Origin of the sequence: Cupriavidus basilensis (assembly GCF_029335485.1) — a bacterium.
GTDB lineage: Bacteria > Pseudomonadota > Gammaproteobacteria > Burkholderiales > Burkholderiaceae > Cupriavidus > Cupriavidus basilensis_E.
The window spans coordinates 1-15,721 of sequence record NZ_JARJLM010000461.1 but is presented as its reverse complement, the minus strand read 5'-3'; the positions used below and the strand labels follow the sequence as shown (position 1 = coordinate 15,721).

The window sequence follows — 15,721 nt, the reverse complement described above, 5'->3', positions numbered from 1 at the left end:
TAAATTGGTGCCACCGAAAGGAAATAAGAGTTTACGCGGCACAATGGAATGCACCAAGATTGGGCAATGCATTTCCGGTCCCCACGCAAGGGTGGATCGGCGAAACGCAGCGGCGGCACGACAGAAAGGGAGCGGATTAGCACCCGGCGCGAGCACTTGGCCAGGAGGCGAAGCTGTGTGCCGGGGATCGGCGTTGCACACAACGCGGCCACGGAAGCCGGCGGGAGGGATGCCGCTCAGGGGAAAGGAAGGAAGGACGGGGGCGGGCGAACACCGGCGGCATGCCGGCGCCCCTCCCAGGGGCCGCCCGGCATGCCGTCGGGGAATCAGGCGGAGGTCACCTGCTGCAGGCCGCGCGGCAGCGGGAACGACATTTTTTCCTCGATGCCATCCAGCGCCCGCACGTTGCGTGCACCCAGGAGATGCAGGCGCTCGACAATGGACTGGGCCAGCGCTTCCGGTGCGGACGCACCCGCGGTCAGGCCGATACGGCGCTTGCCGGCAATCCATTCCGGACGCAGCTGCTCGGGGGCGTCGACCATATAGGCCGGCACGCCCAGCCGCTCCGCGAGTTCTCGCAGGCGATTGGAGTTCGAGCTGTTCGGGCTGCCCACCACGATCACCACCTCCACCTGGGGCGCCATGAACTTCACGGCATCCTGGCGGTTCTGCGTGGCGTAGCAGATGTCCTGCTTCTTGGGCTCGCGGATCAGCGGGAATTGCGCCTTGAGCGCCTGCACGATCTCGAGCGTCTCGTCGACGGAGAGCGTGGTCTGGGTCACGAACGCCAGACGCGCGGGATCGCTCACCCGCAGCCTGGCCACATCGGCGACGGACTCGACCAGCAGGATGCCGCCCTCGGCCTGACCCATCGTGCCCTCGACCTCGGGGTGCCCCTTGTGGCCGATCATGATGATCTCGCATCCCTCGGCACGCATCTTCCCGACTTCCACGTGCACCTTGGTCACGAGCGGGCAAGTCGCGTCGAAGACATTAAGGCCACGCGCGGTGGCATCGGCACGCACCTCCTTGGAGACGCCATGCGCGCTGAAGATCACGGTGGAGCCCGGCGGCACTTCTTCGAGTTCGTCCACGAAGACTGCGCCCTTGCGCCGCAGGTCGGCCACCACATAGGCATTGTGGACAATCTCGTGGCGCACGTAGATAGGCGCCCCAAAGCGTTCAAGGGCGCGCTCGACGATCTCGATGGCGCGATCCACGCCGGCGCAGAAGCCGCGCGGCTGCGCCATCAGGATCTCGGCATCGGGGGCAGTGGTGGGTTCAGACATGCAAGGATTCGATTCAAGGGTGCCGGCGACTGGCCGGGCGGTGGTCTGCTCAGAGAATGCCGATCAGTTGGACATCGAACAGGATGGTCTGTCCGGCCAGCGGGTGGTTGAAATCGAACAGCGCCGAAGTCGCGCCGATCTCCTTGAGCACTCCTGCATACTTACCGCCGCCTGGCGCGTTGAACTCGACCAGGTCGCCCGGGGCGTAGTCCTCTTCGAAAGAGCTGTTCTCGCGCAGCGTCGCCAGCGAAACCCGTTGCAGCAACTCGGGGTTGCGCGGGCCGAAGGCGTGCTCCGGCGCCAGCCGGTAGGTCATGCGCTCGCCCTCGGGCATGCCCAGCAGCGCCTGCTCCAGGGTGGGCGCGAACTGGCCCTGCCCCAGCAGCAGCGTAGCGGGCTTTTCTTCGAACGTGCTGACGATCTCAGTGCCGTTCTCGAGGGAAATGCTGTAGTGCAGGGTCAGGAACGAGTCCGCCAGTACGGTCTTGCGACCGTCCGCGGCGCCGTCCTTCGGGCCTGACGCAAAAGTTTGCAAATTCATGGATGCTCAACCTGTCAACAACCCGTATTGTAAGCGACTCGACCGCGCGCCGCCTTGTCCGCGGTCCCATTGTTCGGGGGGGATCGTGTCATGCGCATTACCGACTGGCCCAGCAACGAGCGGCCGCGCGAAAAGTTGCTGCTGGGCGGCGCCGCCGCGCTCTCGGATGCCGAACTGCTCGCCGTGTTCCTGCGCGTGGGCATGGCCGGAAAAAGTGCGGTTGATCTCGCACGCGAACTACTGAACGACTTTGGCACCCTCAGCGCCCTCTTTTCCGCCAGCCAGGAGCAAGTGGCCCGCGTCAAGGGCATGGGCGCCGCCAAGTACGCCCATTTCCAGGCGGCGCAGGAACTCACGCGGCGGGCGCTGGCCGAGCGGCTGTCGTTGCCCGACGGGCTCGATTCGCCCACCGCTGTGCGCGACTACCTGCGCCTGACGCTGGCACAGCGTCAGCATGAAGTCTTCCTGTGCCTGTTCCTCGATGCGCGCAACCGGCTGCTGGCCAGCGAGGAACTGTTCCGTGGTACCCTGACGCAAACCAGCGTATACCCTCGCGAAGTGGCGCGACAGGCACTGTTTCATAATGCCGCCGGCGTGATCGTCGCACACAACCACCCGTCGGGACACGCCGCACCCAGTGCGGCCGATCTCGCCATGACGCGCGCGCTGGCGCGTTCCCTGGCCTTGATCGACGTCCAGGTGCTGGATCACTTCATCGTGGCGGGCAGCCACGTCCACTCCTTTGCGGAACATGGCCAGCTATGAAGCCAGGTGTGGCGCGAACGGCACGGATGGGCCGCACCTGCACGGCAAAGTGCAGAAGGCATTGATTTGCCGACGCTTTCCGGTCTATAATGCTCGTTTTGCTGAAGTCTTAACCGCTGCAGTCCGGGCCAGCGCGCCTTTTGTTGATCTGTTGCGAACATTGTCCACGAATAGAAGATTTAGGAGTGCTTCATGGCACGCGTCTGTCAAGTGACCGGGAAAGCGCCGATGGTCGGCAACAACGTTTCCCACGCAAACAACAAGACCAAGCGCCGTTTTCTGCCCAACCTGCAGAATCGTCGTTTCTTTGTTGAATCGGAAAACCGCTGGGTGAGCCTGCGCGTCTCGAATGCCGGCCTGCGCCTGATCGACAAGAAAGGCATCGACTCCGTGCTCGCAGACCTGCGCGCACGCGGCGAAGTCTAATTAGGAGCACATCATGGCCAGCAAGGGCGGACGCGATAAAATCAAGTTGGAGTCGACTGCAGGTACGGGTCACTTCTACACGACCACCAAGAACAAGCGCACGATGCCGGAAAAGATGGAGATCATGAAGTTCGATCCCGTCGTCCGCAAGCACGTGTCGTACAAGGAAACCAAGATCAAGTAATTGATCCTGTCTTCCGCATGCCGATCGCGCGGCATGTCTGTGAAAACCCCGCATCCGCGGGGTTTTTGCTTTTTCCGGGCCGGCTCTGCGCCATCTGTGCGCCACCATATGCACTGAGCGCCGCAAAACGCCGCCGCGTTGCGCACCCGCCTCTCCCCGGCACATGCGCACACCCACGCAGCGGTGCGGTCGGTGTACACTTTCCAGCTTTCCTGCCTCCCGACCGCGCGCCGCGCGCGTCTCTCGCACCATGAACTTCGATGTCGCCATTGTCGGCAGCGGACTGGCCGGTCTGACGGTCGCGCTGCAACTGGCCGACACCCATCGGGTTGTCATCATTTGCAAACGGGCCATGACGCAAGGCGCCAGCGACTGGGCACAGGGCGGCATCGCCGCCGTGCTGGACTCGGGCGACAGTCATGACGAGCACCACCAGGACACCCTGGTGGCGGGCGCGGGTCTGTGCGACGACAGTGCGACACGCTATATCGTCGAGCACGGGCGCGAAGCGATCCAGTGGCTGATCGACCGCGGCGTGCCGTTCACGCGTGACGACCAGGCCGAACTGGGTTACCACCTGACCCGCGAAGGCGGCCACAGCCGCCGGCGCATCATCCATGCCGCCGACGCAACCGGCCATGCCGTCGTGTCCACGCTCACCGAGCAGGCGCGCCAGCATCCCAACATCACCATCATTGAAGACCACTTCGCGGTGGACCTGATCACTTCGCGCAAGCTGGGGTTGCCGGGCAACCGCTGCTATGGGCTGTATGTGCTGAATGACGCCAGCGGCGAAGTGCAGACCATCACCGCCACGCACACGGTGCTGGCCACGGGCGGCGCGGGCAAGGTCTATCTCTACACCACCAACCCCGACACGGCCACCGGCGACGGCATCGCCATGGCCTGGCGTGCGGGCTGCCGGGTGGCGAACATGGAATTCATCCAGTTCCACCCGACATGCCTGTACCACCCCTACGCCAAGTCCTTCCTGATCTCGGAAGCGGTGCGGGGCGAAGGTGGCCTGCTGAAGCTGCCCGACGGTACCCGCTTCATGCCGGAACACGACGCGCGCGCCGAACTGGCCCCGCGCGACGTGGTGGCGCGCGCCATCGACTTCGAAATGAAGAAGCGCGGCCTGGACTATGTGCACCTGGACATCAGCCACCAGCCCGAGTCCTTCCTGCGCGAGCACTTCCCGACCATCCACGCGCGCTGCCTGGAACTCGGCATCGATATCGCGCGCGAACCGATTCCCGTGGTGCCGGCCGCGCACTACACCTGCGGCGGCGTGGTGACCGACACTTTGGGCCGCACCGACCTGGCTAATCTCTACGCCGTGGGCGAGACCGCCTGCACCGGCCTGCACGGCGCCAATCGCCTGGCCTCCAATTCACTGCTCGAATGCATGGTGATCGGGCGCGCGGCGGCCATCGATATCGCCTCGCAGGACAAGGCGGGGCAACCGGATATCGCCCTGCCCGCCTGGGATGAAAGCCGGGTGGCCGATGCCGACGAAGAAGTGGTGGTGTCGCACAACTGGGACGAACTGCGCCGCATGATGTGGAATTACGTCGGCATTGTGCGTACCAGCAAGCGCCTTGAACGCGCACAGCACCGCATCAGCCTGCTGCGCGAAGAGATCGCCGAGTATTACGCCAACTTCCGCGTCACGCGTGACCTGCTGGAGTTGCGCAACCTGGTGGAAGTGGCGTCGTTGATCGTCGATAGCGCGTATTCGCGGCACGAAAGCCGGGGCCTGCACTTCAGCCGTGATTATCCGGAAACGCTGCCCAAGGCGCTGCCGACCGTGATGCAGCCGCTGCTCAAGCGCGAGCGGAGAAAGTAACCAGGGGCATGGGGAGAAGCACCAAGGATGTGCTTTTCTCCCCTCTCCCCATCAGGGGGGAGGGGAGAACGGAGCGCAACGTTCGTCGCGCTAGGCCAGGATGCGCAACGAATAGTCCGTGGCCCGCACATCCTTGGTCAGCGCGCCCACCGAGATCCGGTCCACGCCGGTTTCCGCGAAGGCGCGGATGGTGTCGGAGTTGACCCCGCCGGAGACTTCCAGCAAGGCTCGCCCGGCATTGATGCGTACCGCATCGCGCATCATCGCCTCGGTAAAGTTGTCGATCAGGATCGATTTCGCCCCGGCCGCCAGTGCCTCTTCCAGCTCGGCCAGGCTTTCCACTTCAACCTGCACCGACACGCCGGCGTCAAGCGCCGCCGCTGCCTGCATGGCGGCCGTGATGCTGCCTGCCGCGGCGATGTGGTTCTCCTTGATCAGGATGCCGTCGTACAGCGCCAGGCGCTGGTTGTCGCCTCCGCCGATCCTGACCGCGTATTTCTGCGCCAGCCGAAGCCCGGGCAGGGTCTTGCGGGTATCGAGCACGCGCGCGCTGGTACCCTCGACCAGGTCGGCATAGCGCCGCGTAGCGGTGGCCACGCCGGACAGCAGCTGCAGGAAGTTCAGCGAAGGCCGTTCGGCGGTCAGCAGCGAGCGTGCCGGGCCGGTGATCTCGCACACCACCGAGTCCGGCGCCATGCGCGCCCCCTCGGCCTGCTGCCAGCACACCTGCAGCGCGGGATCCACCGCGCGCATGCAGCCCTCGAACCAGGGCTGGCCGCACAGCACCGCCTGCTCGCGCACGATCACGCGCGCCCGCGCCGGCTTGCCGGCGGGTACCAGCAGGCCGGTCAGGTCGCCGCTGCCGACGTCTTCCGCGATGGCCGCACGCACATTGGCTTGCAACGCTTCGGCAAGCGCCGGGCCATAGCTATCGAAAACAGGATTCACGCTTGAAACCACGGCTGAAGTTACGGTTGAAGTCATGTTTGGAGGGATGCTCATGCCGGACCGATGCCCTTGAACAATGCCTGCTCGCTGGCCAGATCGGCCTTCGGCCGTACATTGGCTTTCTGCTGCGCGGCAAAATCGAGCATGCGGTCGATACAGGTCACGGCCTGGCGGCCGATGCCGGCATCGACGTGGATCTCATTGCGGCCATTCTCCAGCACCTCGGCCAGGTTGGTCAGCGCGTTCATCGCCATCCACGGGCAGTGCGCGCAACTCTTGCACGTGGCGCTGTTGCCCGCAGTGGGTGCTTCAATGAAATGCTTGCCCGGCGCGGCCATGCGCATCTTGTGCAGGATGCCGTTGTCGGTCGCCACGATGAATTCGGTGGCGTCCAGCTGCTGGGCCGCCGCGATCAGCTGCGAGGTGGAACCGACCACATCCGCCTGCTCCACCACATTGGCCGGAGACTCCGGATGCACAAGGATCTTGGCCTTGGGAAACTCGCGGCGCAGCAGGTCCAGCTCGATGCCCTTGAACTCGTCATGCACCAGGCAGGAGCCTTGCCACAGCAGCATGTCGGCGCCGGTCTGCTTCTGGATATAGCTGCCCAGGTGCTTGTCCGGGGCCCACAGGATCTTCTCGCCGCGCGCGTGCAGGTGCTCGACGATTTTCAGGCCGATGCTGGAGGTCACCATCCAGTCGGCGCGCGCCTTCACGGCGGCGCTGGTATTGGCGTAGACCACCACCGTGCGATCGGGGTGCGCATCGCAGAAGGCGGCGAATTCGTCGGCCGGGCAGCCCAGGTCGAGCGAACAGGTCGCGTCGAGGTCGGGCATCAGCACCGTCTTTTCCGGACTCAGAATCTTGGCGGTCTCGCCCATGAAGCGCACGCCGGCCACCACCAGCGTCTTGGCGGGATGGTCGCGGCCGAAGCGCGCCATCTCGAGCGAATCCGACACGCAGCCGCCGGTTTCCTCGGCCAGGTCCTGCAGGTCGGCATCGACGTAATAGTGTGCCACCAGCACCGCATTGCGCTCTTTGAGCAGGGCCTTGATACGTTCCTTCAGCGCCGTGCGCTCCTGCGCCGACAGCACGGGGGGCACCTTGGCCCAGGCGTGGGCGACGCAACTGCCGCCCGCGGGTGACTCCGTCAAGAGGTTCGGTTTCTCGAACTCGACGGACTTGATCGTTTGTGGGGTCATCTCCGATACTCCTCTTGGCCGCGCGCCTTGGTCTCGCTGCAGGCCCTTGCATTGGGGGAGTTTAGCGAAAACAAAAGCCCCGCCAGGGGCGGGGCTTTCGGGCGAGCTAAATTGTATCAGGCCACGCCGGATCAGGCATCAGCCCGCGTCAGGCATAGCGGCGCAGGCGCAGCGAGAAATCATGCAGGGCCTGGATGCCGCTGGCCTCGGCGCGATGGCACCAGGCCTGCAGCTGCTGCAGCAGTTGTTCACGCGTCAGGTTGGAGCGGCCCCAGATCGCGGCCAGCTCGCGGCGCATTTCCACAAAGGTGTGCAGCGACTGGTTCTGTTCCACGATGCTGGCCAGTTGCTGGCGCTGCGGATCGGCCAGCTTGGTTTCCTCGCGGTGGAACCACTTGCGGGCAGGCTTGAAGCTGCTGTATTCCGCCCCGCGGGCTTCCTTCAGCTTTTCCAGTTCCTGCTTGTAGGCGCTCTTGACCGCCTTGGCATAGCGGGCCATCACGTCGTAGCGATTGGCAATGATGGCTTCCAGCGTGTTGTGGTCGACCGGACGGGCCTCCACCAGGCGTGCCTTGGGCGGGGTCTTCTTGACCTTGGCCAGGCCGACCGCCTGCATCGCCCGGATATAGCCCCAGCCGATATCGAACTCGTACCACTTGATCGAGAACTTGGCCGAGGTGGGATAGGTGTGGTGGTTGTTGTGCAGTTCTTCGCCACCGATGATGATGCCCCACGGCGAGACATTGGTCGAAGCGTCCTCGCAATCGTAGTTGCGATACCCCCACCAGTGACCCAGGCCATTGATGATGCCGGCGGCATGGATCGGGATCCACAGCATCTGCACCGCCCACACGGTCAGGCCGATCACGCCGAACAGGGCGACGTCGATGATCAGCATCAGGCCGACGCCCTGCCAGCCGAAGCGCGAATAGACATTGCGCTCGACCCAGTCATTGGGCGTGCCATGGCCGAACTTGGCCATGGTTTCCTTGTTCTTGGACTCGGCGCGATACAGCTCCGCGCCTTCCAGCAGCACCTTGCGGATGCCGCGGGTCTGCGGGCTGTGGGGATCCTCTTCGGTCTCGCACTTGGCGTGGTGCTTGCGGTGGATCGCGGTCCACTCCTTGGTGACCATGCCGGTGGTCAGCCACAGCCAGCCACGGAAGAAATGCGAGGCAATCGGGTGCAGGTCCAGCGACCGGTGCGCCATGCAGCGGTGCAGGTAGATGGTGACGCCCGCGATGGTGATGTGCGTCACCACCAGGGTGTAGATCACGATCTCCCACCAGGACCAGTTGGCGAGGCCGTTAGCGGCCCAGTCAAGAATAGTGTCGAACAAACTGTGTTCTCCGTCGGTTAAACAGGGGCATTCAGCGCGGCACGACAGGGCGGGCCGCAAACAAGGTGCAGAAAAAGGACTGCGAACTCAATGATTGCGTCGTATGGCGCCTGCCTGAAACCCCGGCATTCGCCGGAGCCCCCAGGCATACGCGTCTGGCGCCGTGGGCATAAGCTGCCTGTCGGCGGAACTGGACACGAGCCGCTGCAATCTGGCGGCTGTCTGGTGTGGGGGCGGGAGGTCGAACAAACCCGTCCAGGAAAAACAATGCCGGACGGACCCGCAACTAAGCTCAATTCTACCGGAACGTCATCAAGGGGACATCCGCTTTTTCCCCAGGTTTGATGTTAAGCAACAGGGATCGTTCCGCAAAGTGGCCTAACCGGCGCCGCCTTGACCGCCGGCCTGCGTGGCATCAGCCGGTAGAAGTGTCTCATAGCCATCTTTCTGCCGAGCCTCGGCACCATCCGCCGCAATCGGACCCAGCACACGGACCTCGCGTTGCGGATACGGAATCGAGATGCCATTCTCCTTGAATTTCCGCCATATAGCCCTGTTCAGCGCCGATTGCACTCCCAGCTTGCCGTTCTGGGGATCGGCGATATAGCCCGCCAGCTCATATTCGATGCCATTGTCGGCGAACAGCACCAGAAACGCGGAGGGCGCAGGATCCTTCAGCAGGCGCGGAATATCGCTGGCGGCTTCCACCAGCAGTGCCAGCACTTTCTCGGGGTCGGCGGCGTAATCGGCCTGCACGCGCGTCGCAACACGCACATTGGTATTGGAAAAGGAATGGTTCTGCACGGCCTGCGCCACCAGTTGCTCATTTGGCACCAGGGTCTCGCCGTCGCCGTTGCGGACCACGGTGTAGCGCGTGCGAATCTGCGACACGATGCCGGTGTATTTATCCACCGTGATCTGGTCGCCCAGCTTGACGGAGCGGTCGAGCAGGATGATGAAGCCGGAAATATAGTTGCTGGCGATCTTTTGCAGGCCCAGGCCGAGGCCCACGCCCAGCGCGCCGCCGAACACGGACAGCACCGTCAGGTCGATGCCGACCAGGGACAGGCTCAGCAGCAGGGAGACGAGCAGCAGCAGAGCCTTCGAAAGCCTGGTCAAAACCACTTTCAGGTTGCTGTCGAGGCCGGTGGAACGCATCAGGCGCTCTTCCAGCCACGAGCCAAACCACATGGCCACCAGCACGGTCAGCAGAATCCACACCGCCGCCACCAGGGTATCGGCCAGGCTGATCTTCTGCTTGCCGCCGATCGAGAAGCGCACACCGTCCATCCAGTACACCACGTCCCACAGCAGCCCCAGCACATAAAGCGCCATCGCCGCCCAGACCAGGGTGGTCAGCACCTTCTCCACCAGCAGCAGCATGCCGTGCAACTGGCCATTGCCGGAGAGCACGCGCCGCAGGATATAGAAAGCGAAATAGAGGAAGGTAATGCCAAACAACGGCACCAGCGCCAGCCGCAGCACGCTGATCGACATCATCGGCTCCAGCCCGAAACGGGCCGCCATCACCAGCAGCCACCCGAACAGCGGGAACATGGCGCGCTCGAGACTGGCGGCAGCGAAGCGCAGCGCGAAGCTGGACCCCGCATGGCGCATTTCGAGCCGCTTGACGATCAGCCGCGCCAGCGGCCACGCCACCAGCAGGCAGGCGGCCAGTACCGCCAGCTGCCAGATAAATCCTGGGCCGCCGGCATCGCGTATCAGATCGTCGAGCATCTTGCCGAAGGCGGGATGCGTCGTCATATGCAGTTCTTCCAGGGGGTTCGAAGTCATGAATCCGAAATGGCCGGACGGATCCGGCAAAGGCAGCGAAACAGATGCCCCGCCGATTCTAGCCGCCCTGCCCGCCCCTGGGCATCGGGCATGGACAGACGGCAATACATGGGGACGGCAGGGAGACAGGGATACGGCGGCAGGCAGGGCGCCGCGGCAAGCCAGCGGACGCCGGGAAAGCAGGCAGGTACCGTCCGGGACACCGCGGACCGGCGGTGGTCCGCGGAAGGGGCATGCCGCCGGCCGGCACCACGGATGGGCATCCGCAGCGCCAGCCGCTTCCGGCTGACCCGTTGCTTACGCAGCCAGCGCTTTAGCTGACGCGCTCCAGCACGGCCGCGAAGAAGCCGTCGGTCTGGTGCAGGTGCGGATAGAGCGCCAGCATCTCGGCATCCTCGGGCAGGCCGGGCACCGCGATCTTTTGCTCGGCCAGCACCTGGGCCGCCGGCACCAGGCGGAAAGCCGGGTGCGCCGCGAGGAAGCCGCGCACGATGCCTTCGTTCTCGGCTTCCAGCACGCTGCAGGTGGCATAGACCACACGGCCGCCCACCTTGACCAGGCGCGCTGCGGATTCGAGGATGGCCGCCTGCTTGGCAGTCAGCTCCAGCACCGATTGCGGCGACTGGCGCCACTTCAGATCGGGATTGCGCCGCAGCGTACCCAGGCCGCTGCACGGCGCATCCACCAGCACGCGGTCGATCTTGCCAGCCAGGCGCTTGATCTTGGCATCATGCTCGGAATCGATCTGCACCGGATGCACGTTCGACAGCCCGCTGCGCGCCAGCCGCGGCTTGAGGTTGGCGAGGCGTTTCTCGGACACGTCGAAGGCGTAGAGACGGCCGGTGGAGCGCATCAGCGCGCCCAGCGCCAGCGTCTTGCCGCCCGCGCCCGCGCAGAAATCGACCACCATCTCGCCGCGCTTGGGCGCGACCAGGTTGCACAGCAACTGGCTGCCTTCGTCCTGCACTTCGACCAGGCCGTTGACGAACAACGGCAGCTGGTTCAGCGCCGGCTTGCCGGCCAGGCGAATGCCCGACGGCGCGATCGGCGTCACCTCCGCCTTCAGTCCGGCGGCGGTCAGTTCGGCCAGCGCGGCTTCCTGGGAAGTCTTGGCAAGGTTGGCGCGCAGGTCCAGCGGCGCCGGACGCAGCCAGGCATCACCGAGGGCCTCGACGAAAGCTTCGCCGTGGCGGGCCGCCAGCTGGTCGTACAGCCACTCGGGCAGGTTGGCGCGCACGCGCGGCGCCAGGCTGGAGCGCTCGATGGTGGTCAGGCGATCGAGCCATTCCGCCTCTTCCGGATGCAGGAAGGGCGTCAGCACGTCGCGCCCCATGGTGGCGGCCAGTCCGAGCAGCGCCAGGCGGCGCTGCGAGGCACCGGTGCCACTGGCAGCGAACTGCGCGAACTCGACGCGCCGGCGCAACACGGCAAACACGGCCTCGGCGATGATGCCGCGCTCGCGGTGGCCCAGCTTGGGATTCTCGCGGAAGTAATAGCTGACCACCACGTCGCTCGGGCGGGTGAACATCAAGACCTTGCCCAACAGGCGGTCGATGTGCTGGATATGGGCTGCATGCAGGCCGCCATGCAGCGCGCGGCCTTGCGCCGGCGCCTGGCCATCGACGGATTGCGGGCGCGCGGCCTGGCGGATCGGCGTGCCCTTGCGCTTGTTGCGAACGGGCTGGCGTGCCCCTGCGGTATTCCGGCTCATGACTGCATCTCCGTAGCGGCAGCAAAGGCCGTAAATAATTGGGATTCGGGCGGTTCGACCCGTACTACGCCGGCCTGCACGCGCAGCCGGCCTTCGACAAACCAGCGCACGGCGCGCGGGTAGATGACGTGTTCGCTTGGCAGCAGGCGCGCAGCCAGGGCCTCGGGCGTGTCGCCCGGCAGCACGTCGAGCGCGGCCTGGACGATGACCGGGCCGTGATCGAGCTCCGGCGTGACGAAATGCACGCTGGCGCCGTGTATCTTGACGCCTGCCTCGATGGCCTGCCGGTGCGTGTGCAGGCCCGGAAAGCATGGCAGCAGCGAGGGGTGGATATTCAGCATGCGTCCAGCGTACTTCTCGACGAACGCCGGCGTCAGGATACGCATGAAGCCGGCCAGCACCACCAGGTCCGGCGCGTACGCGTCGATGGCATCGGCCAGCGCGGCATCGAAAGTAGCGCGGTCGCCATATTGTTTATGATCCACCACACCGGTGGCCACGCCATGATCGGCGGCGAATCTAAGACCCTCGGCGTCCGGCCGGTTCGACAGGACTGCCGCCACGCGCGCCGGCCAGCCTTCGGCGGCACAGGCGCTGACGATGGCTTCCATATTGGAGCCACGCCCTGAAATCAGGATAACGATATTTTTCATCGCGCAATTCTACCAAGGCGGGGCCTGTACACGGCCAAAGCGAGCACATTGGGCACTTAAAACACGTGAAACCCTCGCCGCAGCGCCATTTCGCATGGCCTGTACGCAACGTCCACCCCCGTGTCATGGATTGTGACGCCCCGCCCGCTCTGCTAGAGTGACTGCTATCGTCCACGCGCAGACCGTTCCGACGGCTTTAAGTGACAACAAGGACGAACTGGGAAATTAGACGGGAAATCGCATGTCGAACGCTGCACCGACCTTGTTGGTGGTCGATGATCATCCTATGGCCCTGTCCGGCACCACCGCGTTTCTAGCGGAAGTGATGCCCGACATCGCCGTTCACGCCGCCGGCAGCGCCAAAGAGGCGCTGAGCACCCTTCAGCAAGGGCTCAGGCCCGATATCGTGCTGCTGGATATCTGGCTGACCGATGGCACGGGCTTTGACGCCATGCAGGCGCTCAAGACGTTCATACCCTCCGCGCGTTTTATTTTCATGTCGGCCGAGGCCACCCCCGAGATCGTGGGCCGCGCCCGCGCGCTCGCCGCCTATGGCTTCGTCGGCAAGCACCTCGACGCCAACGCCTTCACCGCCGCGGTCCGCAAGGTGCTGGCGGGCGATACCGCCTTTCCCTCTGACGAAGCGCTCAGCGGCCGTGCGCAGACGTTCGGACCGGCCCATGGCATTCCGGTCACCCCGGCCGAACTGGGTCTGACCCCGCGCCAGGGCTCGGTGCTGGCACTGGTCCTGGAAGGCTTGCCGAACAAGGTCATCGCGCGCCGCCTGGGCCTGACGGAAAACACGGTCAAGGAACACGTCTCGGCCATCCTGCAGCGTCTCGGCGTGCGCACCCGCATGCAGGTCATGTCGCGCATGGAACGCTTCCGCCTGCGCCAGTAACGCGGGGCGCGGCCGGCCAGCGCCTTCGCGCCGGCCGGTGGCCGCTCAGGCCGGATGCAGCCAGCGCCTGAGCAGCAGCCTCAGCGCCGCCGGATCGACCGGCTTGGGCAGCACGAAGTAGCCAGCCTCCTCGGCGGCCGCCAGCGCGGCGGATTTCAGATCGCCCGACAACAGTGCGCTGCGCGCCTGCGGCTGCGTGTTCTGCCAGCGCTCGAGCAGGTCCAGTCCATTCTCGCTGCCCGGCAGGCGCAGGTCGCAGAAAATGATGTCCGGCTTGAGTCCCTGCAGGAACAACCGGTCGGCGTCCGCGCCATGGGCGGCGCAGGCCACCTGGATACCCCAGGCTTCCATCAGCGCAATCCAGGCCTTGCGGATCTGGGTGTCGTCATCCACCACCAGCACGGTGCCGCGCAGGTGGTCGGGCTTGGCGTCTTCCGCCAGGGCGGTGGCACGCACGGCGCGGATGGTGGCCACCGTCTCGGCTGCCACCGGCGCCAGCGAGAACCAGAATACCGACCCGCGCCCGGGCACCGAACGCACACCGTAGGTGCCGCGCATCAGGCGTACGCATTCCTTGAAGATGGCAAGGCCGAGCCCCAGTCCCTGGGACGGATCGCGCTGCGGGTTATGCACCTGGTAATACGGCGAAAAAATATCCGGCAGGTGCTCGGGCGTAATCCCCGCCCCGGTATCCCACACCTCCACGCGGATATGCTTGCGCCGCTCCCGCGCGGTCACCAGCACGCCGCCGCGCCGCGTATAACGCAGGGCGTTCTGCACCAGATTGAACAGCGCGCGGCGCAACAGCACCGGCTCGGCCATCGCGTACAGTTCCTCAGGCACGCGCGGCGTCAGCGTCAGGCCGCTCTCGCGCGCGTCGGCCGCGAACTGGCTCATCACTTCGCTGATCAGGCGGCCGAGCTCGCACGGCTCCAGGGTCGGCAGCACCTTGCGGCCCTCGAGCTTGGACAGGTCCAGCAGCGAACGGAACAACAGGTCGATGGTCTGCGTACCCGCCGCCACCTGCTCCACCAGCGGATGCAGGGAAGACGACTTGTTGCGCGCGCGCAGCGCCTCCACCAGCATCACCAGCGCATGGACGGGCTGGCGCAGGTCATGGCTCGCGGCGGCCAGGAAGCGCGATTTCTCCTCGCTCGCGTGCAGGGCCCTCTCCTTCTCCTCCTGGAACTGCTTGGCCAGGCGCCGGCTGTCGCTCTCGAGCTGGATGGCCCGCACCAGCGTGCGGTGCAGGTTCAGGGCATGGCGCGTGAGCATGATGGCATAGACCACCAATAGCATCTGCACATAGGTGCCATGGCCCGGAAACGCGTACTCGGCCAGCAGGATATTGGGCACCAGGATCGGGATGCCGGCGTAGACCAGGTTGGATGGCACCGGGGACTGCGCGGTAACGCCGCCGGCCAGCACGCCGAGCGCCAGCAGGTAGAGCACGCTGGAGAACACGGTGGACCCCGTGTAGAGGTGCAGCAGCGCGGAACTGCCCCAGGTCAGTCCGGTCAGGAAGGCCAGCGCGCGCATGCTGGACCACCATTTGCGCGTATGCGCCGAGCGGTTCATCGTGGTGCAATCGCGCAGATAGCCGAAATAGAACCAGACGGAGGCGCCGGTAAGCACCAGCATGACACAGCACCAGCCCACCAGGGCGGCGTGATCGGCGGCGGACCAGAACGCCGTGGCAGTCAACGCCGGCAGCACCAGCGAGGCAACGATGGCGGTGGGCGAGACGCGATGGATGGTCGCCAGCAGCTTGGCCCGCGTATCGGTATCGAGCGGAGGCCCTGGCGGCGGCAGGATTCGGTTTAGCAGCGCGTTCAAGGGAGGGCTGGGGCAACAAGGGCGATCTGCCATATCATGCCGCCTTTTGGGGCGCTGCGCCACGACAATGGGCCGATCCGTGCACAAAAACGCCACCCCGGGGGCGTGACCCGCCGCTGCGGGGCGAATCTTGGCTCCCATTCCCCTTATAATGCTCGCTTTACCCAAACGCTTGTCGCCGTCCTCGTGAAAGTCTTCCGTGGCCTGCCCAACGCCGAGAGCCGGGCGCCCTGCGCCCTCACCATCGGCAATTTCGACGGTGTGCATCGCGGCCACCAGTCGC

The 15,721-nt window shown here is 65.2% G+C and carries 14 protein-coding genes and 1 pseudogene; 6 read left to right on the top strand and 9 right to left on the bottom strand.

Annotation, left to right across the window (positions count from 1 at the left end):
• Window positions 1–326: 326 nt before the first annotated feature.
• Entirely contained in the window at window positions 327–1,289 is a 963-nt protein-coding gene (ispH, locus tag P3W85_RS27955) for a 4-hydroxy-3-methylbut-2-enyl diphosphate reductase (RefSeq protein WP_017227111.1), read from the bottom strand.
• 49 nt (window positions 1,290–1,338) lie between these two features.
• Window positions 1,339–1,830, bottom strand: a complete 492-nt coding sequence (locus P3W85_RS27950) for an FKBP-type peptidyl-prolyl cis-trans isomerase (protein ID WP_017227112.1) — start codon at window positions 1,828–1,830, stop codon at window positions 1,339–1,341.
• A gap of 90 nt (window positions 1,831–1,920) precedes the next feature.
• Between P3W85_RS27950 and radC the strand changes: the two genes are divergently transcribed.
• The 4 genes from radC to nadB all read left to right on the top strand — a co-directional run bounded on the left by radC (window position 1,921) and on the right by nadB (window position 5,054).
• Window positions 1,921–2,595, top strand: coding sequence for a RadC family protein (gene radC / locus P3W85_RS27945; protein ID WP_017227113.1), 675 nt, complete (start codon window positions 1,921–1,923; stop codon window positions 2,593–2,595).
• 192 nt (window positions 2,596–2,787) lie between these two features.
• Entirely contained in the window at window positions 2,788–3,021 is a 234-nt protein-coding gene (gene rpmB, locus P3W85_RS27940; RefSeq protein WP_006575661.1) for a 50S ribosomal protein L28, read from the top strand.
• A 13-nt stretch (window positions 3,022–3,034) separates the two neighbouring features.
• The gene (rpmG, locus tag P3W85_RS27935; RefSeq protein ID WP_017227115.1) at window positions 3,035–3,205 is read left to right on the top strand and encodes a 50S ribosomal protein L33; all 171 of its coding nucleotides are present in this window, start codon (window positions 3,035–3,037) and stop codon (window positions 3,203–3,205) included.
• 250 nt (window positions 3,206–3,455) lie between these two features.
• Window positions 3,456–5,054: an L-aspartate oxidase gene (gene nadB / locus P3W85_RS27930; RefSeq protein WP_017227116.1), complete on the top strand. Its 1,599-nt coding sequence runs from the start codon at window positions 3,456–3,458 to the stop codon at window positions 5,052–5,054.
• Window positions 5,055–5,144: 90 nt separating this feature from the next.
• Here the strand turns inward: nadB and nadC are convergent, their stop codons facing one another.
• The 6 genes from nadC to purN form a co-directional block, all read right to left on the bottom strand.
• Window positions 5,145–6,038 carry a carboxylating nicotinate-nucleotide diphosphorylase gene (gene nadC / locus P3W85_RS27925; protein WP_276267140.1) on the bottom strand — a complete coding sequence of 298 codons (894 nt, stop codon included), beginning with the start codon at window positions 6,036–6,038 and terminating at the stop codon, window positions 5,145–5,147.
• A gap of 14 nt (window positions 6,039–6,052) precedes the next feature.
• Window positions 6,053–7,204 (bottom strand): quinolinate synthase NadA, encoded by a 1,152-nt coding sequence (nadA, locus tag P3W85_RS27920; RefSeq protein ID WP_276267139.1) that lies wholly within the window; start codon window positions 7,202–7,204, stop codon window positions 6,053–6,055.
• 148 nt (window positions 7,205–7,352) lie between these two features.
• Entirely contained in the window at window positions 7,353–8,543 is a 1,191-nt protein-coding gene (locus P3W85_RS27915; RefSeq protein WP_276267138.1) for a DesA family fatty acid desaturase, read from the bottom strand.
• Window positions 8,544–8,921: 378 nt separating this feature from the next.
• Entirely contained in the window at window positions 8,922–10,337 is a 1,416-nt protein-coding gene (locus P3W85_RS27910) for a mechanosensitive ion channel family protein (protein ID WP_276267137.1), read from the bottom strand.
• Window positions 10,338–10,650: 313 nt separating this feature from the next.
• Window positions 10,651–12,048, bottom strand: a complete 1,398-nt coding sequence (locus tag P3W85_RS27905) for an RsmB/NOP family class I SAM-dependent RNA methyltransferase (RefSeq protein ID WP_276267136.1) — start codon at window positions 12,046–12,048, stop codon at window positions 10,651–10,653.
• Entirely contained in the window at window positions 12,045–12,701 is a 657-nt protein-coding gene (gene purN, locus P3W85_RS27900) for a phosphoribosylglycinamide formyltransferase (RefSeq protein ID WP_017227122.1), read from the bottom strand. The genes P3W85_RS27905 and purN overlap by 4 nt, the downstream gene beginning before the upstream one ends.
• A 241-nt stretch (window positions 12,702–12,942) precedes the next feature.
• Here purN and P3W85_RS27895 point away from each other — a divergent pair, with 241 nt between their 5' ends.
• Entirely contained in the window at window positions 12,943–13,602 is a 660-nt protein-coding gene (locus tag P3W85_RS27895) for a response regulator (protein WP_017227123.1), read from the top strand.
• A gap of 45 nt (window positions 13,603–13,647) precedes the next feature.
• On the opposite strand, the gene P3W85_RS27890 is transcribed toward P3W85_RS27895, so the two are convergent.
• Window positions 13,648–15,471: a hybrid sensor histidine kinase/response regulator gene (locus P3W85_RS27890; RefSeq protein WP_051078480.1), complete on the bottom strand. Its 1,824-nt coding sequence runs from the start codon at window positions 15,469–15,471 to the stop codon at window positions 13,648–13,650.
• A 72-nt stretch (window positions 15,472–15,543) separates the two neighbouring features.
• Between P3W85_RS27890 and P3W85_RS27885 the strand changes: the two are divergent.
• A pseudogene (locus P3W85_RS27885) lies at window positions 15,544–15,721 on the top strand (bifunctional riboflavin kinase/FAD synthetase); the annotation flags it as partial.

What these genes read in the sequence shown, in the direction of transcription:
- ispH (WP_017227111.1), bottom strand. Translation starts at nt 1,289, where the DNA reads ATGTCTGAACCCACCACTGCCCCCGATGCCGAGATCCTGATGGCGCAG.
- P3W85_RS27950 (WP_017227112.1), bottom strand. Translation starts at nt 1,830, where the DNA reads ATGAATTTGCAAACTTTTGCGTCAGGCCCGAAGGACGGCGCCGCGGAC.
- radC (WP_017227113.1), top strand. Translation starts at nt 1,921, where the DNA reads ATGCGCATTACCGACTGGCCCAGCAACGAGCGGCCGCGCGAAAAGTTG.
- rpmB (WP_006575661.1), top strand. Translation starts at nt 2,788, where the DNA reads ATGGCACGCGTCTGTCAAGTGACCGGGAAAGCGCCGATGGTCGGCAAC.
- rpmG (WP_017227115.1), top strand. Translation starts at nt 3,035, where the DNA reads ATGGCCAGCAAGGGCGGACGCGATAAAATCAAGTTGGAGTCGACTGCA.
- nadB (WP_017227116.1), top strand. Translation starts at nt 3,456, where the DNA reads ATGAACTTCGATGTCGCCATTGTCGGCAGCGGACTGGCCGGTCTGACG.
- nadC (WP_276267140.1), bottom strand. Translation starts at nt 6,038, where the DNA reads ATGACTTCAACCGTAACTTCAGCCGTGGTTTCAAGCGTGAATCCTGTT.
- nadA (WP_276267139.1), bottom strand. Translation starts at nt 7,204, where the DNA reads ATGACCCCACAAACGATCAAGTCCGTCGAGTTCGAGAAACCGAACCTC.
- P3W85_RS27910 (WP_276267137.1), bottom strand. Translation starts at nt 10,337, where the DNA reads ATGACTTCGAACCCCCTGGAAGAACTGCATATGACGACGCATCCCGCC.
- P3W85_RS27905 (WP_276267136.1), bottom strand. Translation starts at nt 12,048, where the DNA reads ATGAGCCGGAATACCGCAGGGGCACGCCAGCCCGTTCGCAACAAGCGC.
- purN (WP_017227122.1), bottom strand. Translation starts at nt 12,701, where the DNA reads ATGAAAAATATCGTTATCCTGATTTCAGGGCGTGGCTCCAATATGGAA.
- P3W85_RS27895 (WP_017227123.1), top strand. Translation starts at nt 12,943, where the DNA reads ATGTCGAACGCTGCACCGACCTTGTTGGTGGTCGATGATCATCCTATG.
- P3W85_RS27890 (WP_051078480.1), bottom strand. Translation starts at nt 15,471, where the DNA reads ATGGCAGATCGCCCTTGTTGCCCCAGCCCTCCCTTGAACGCGCTGCTA.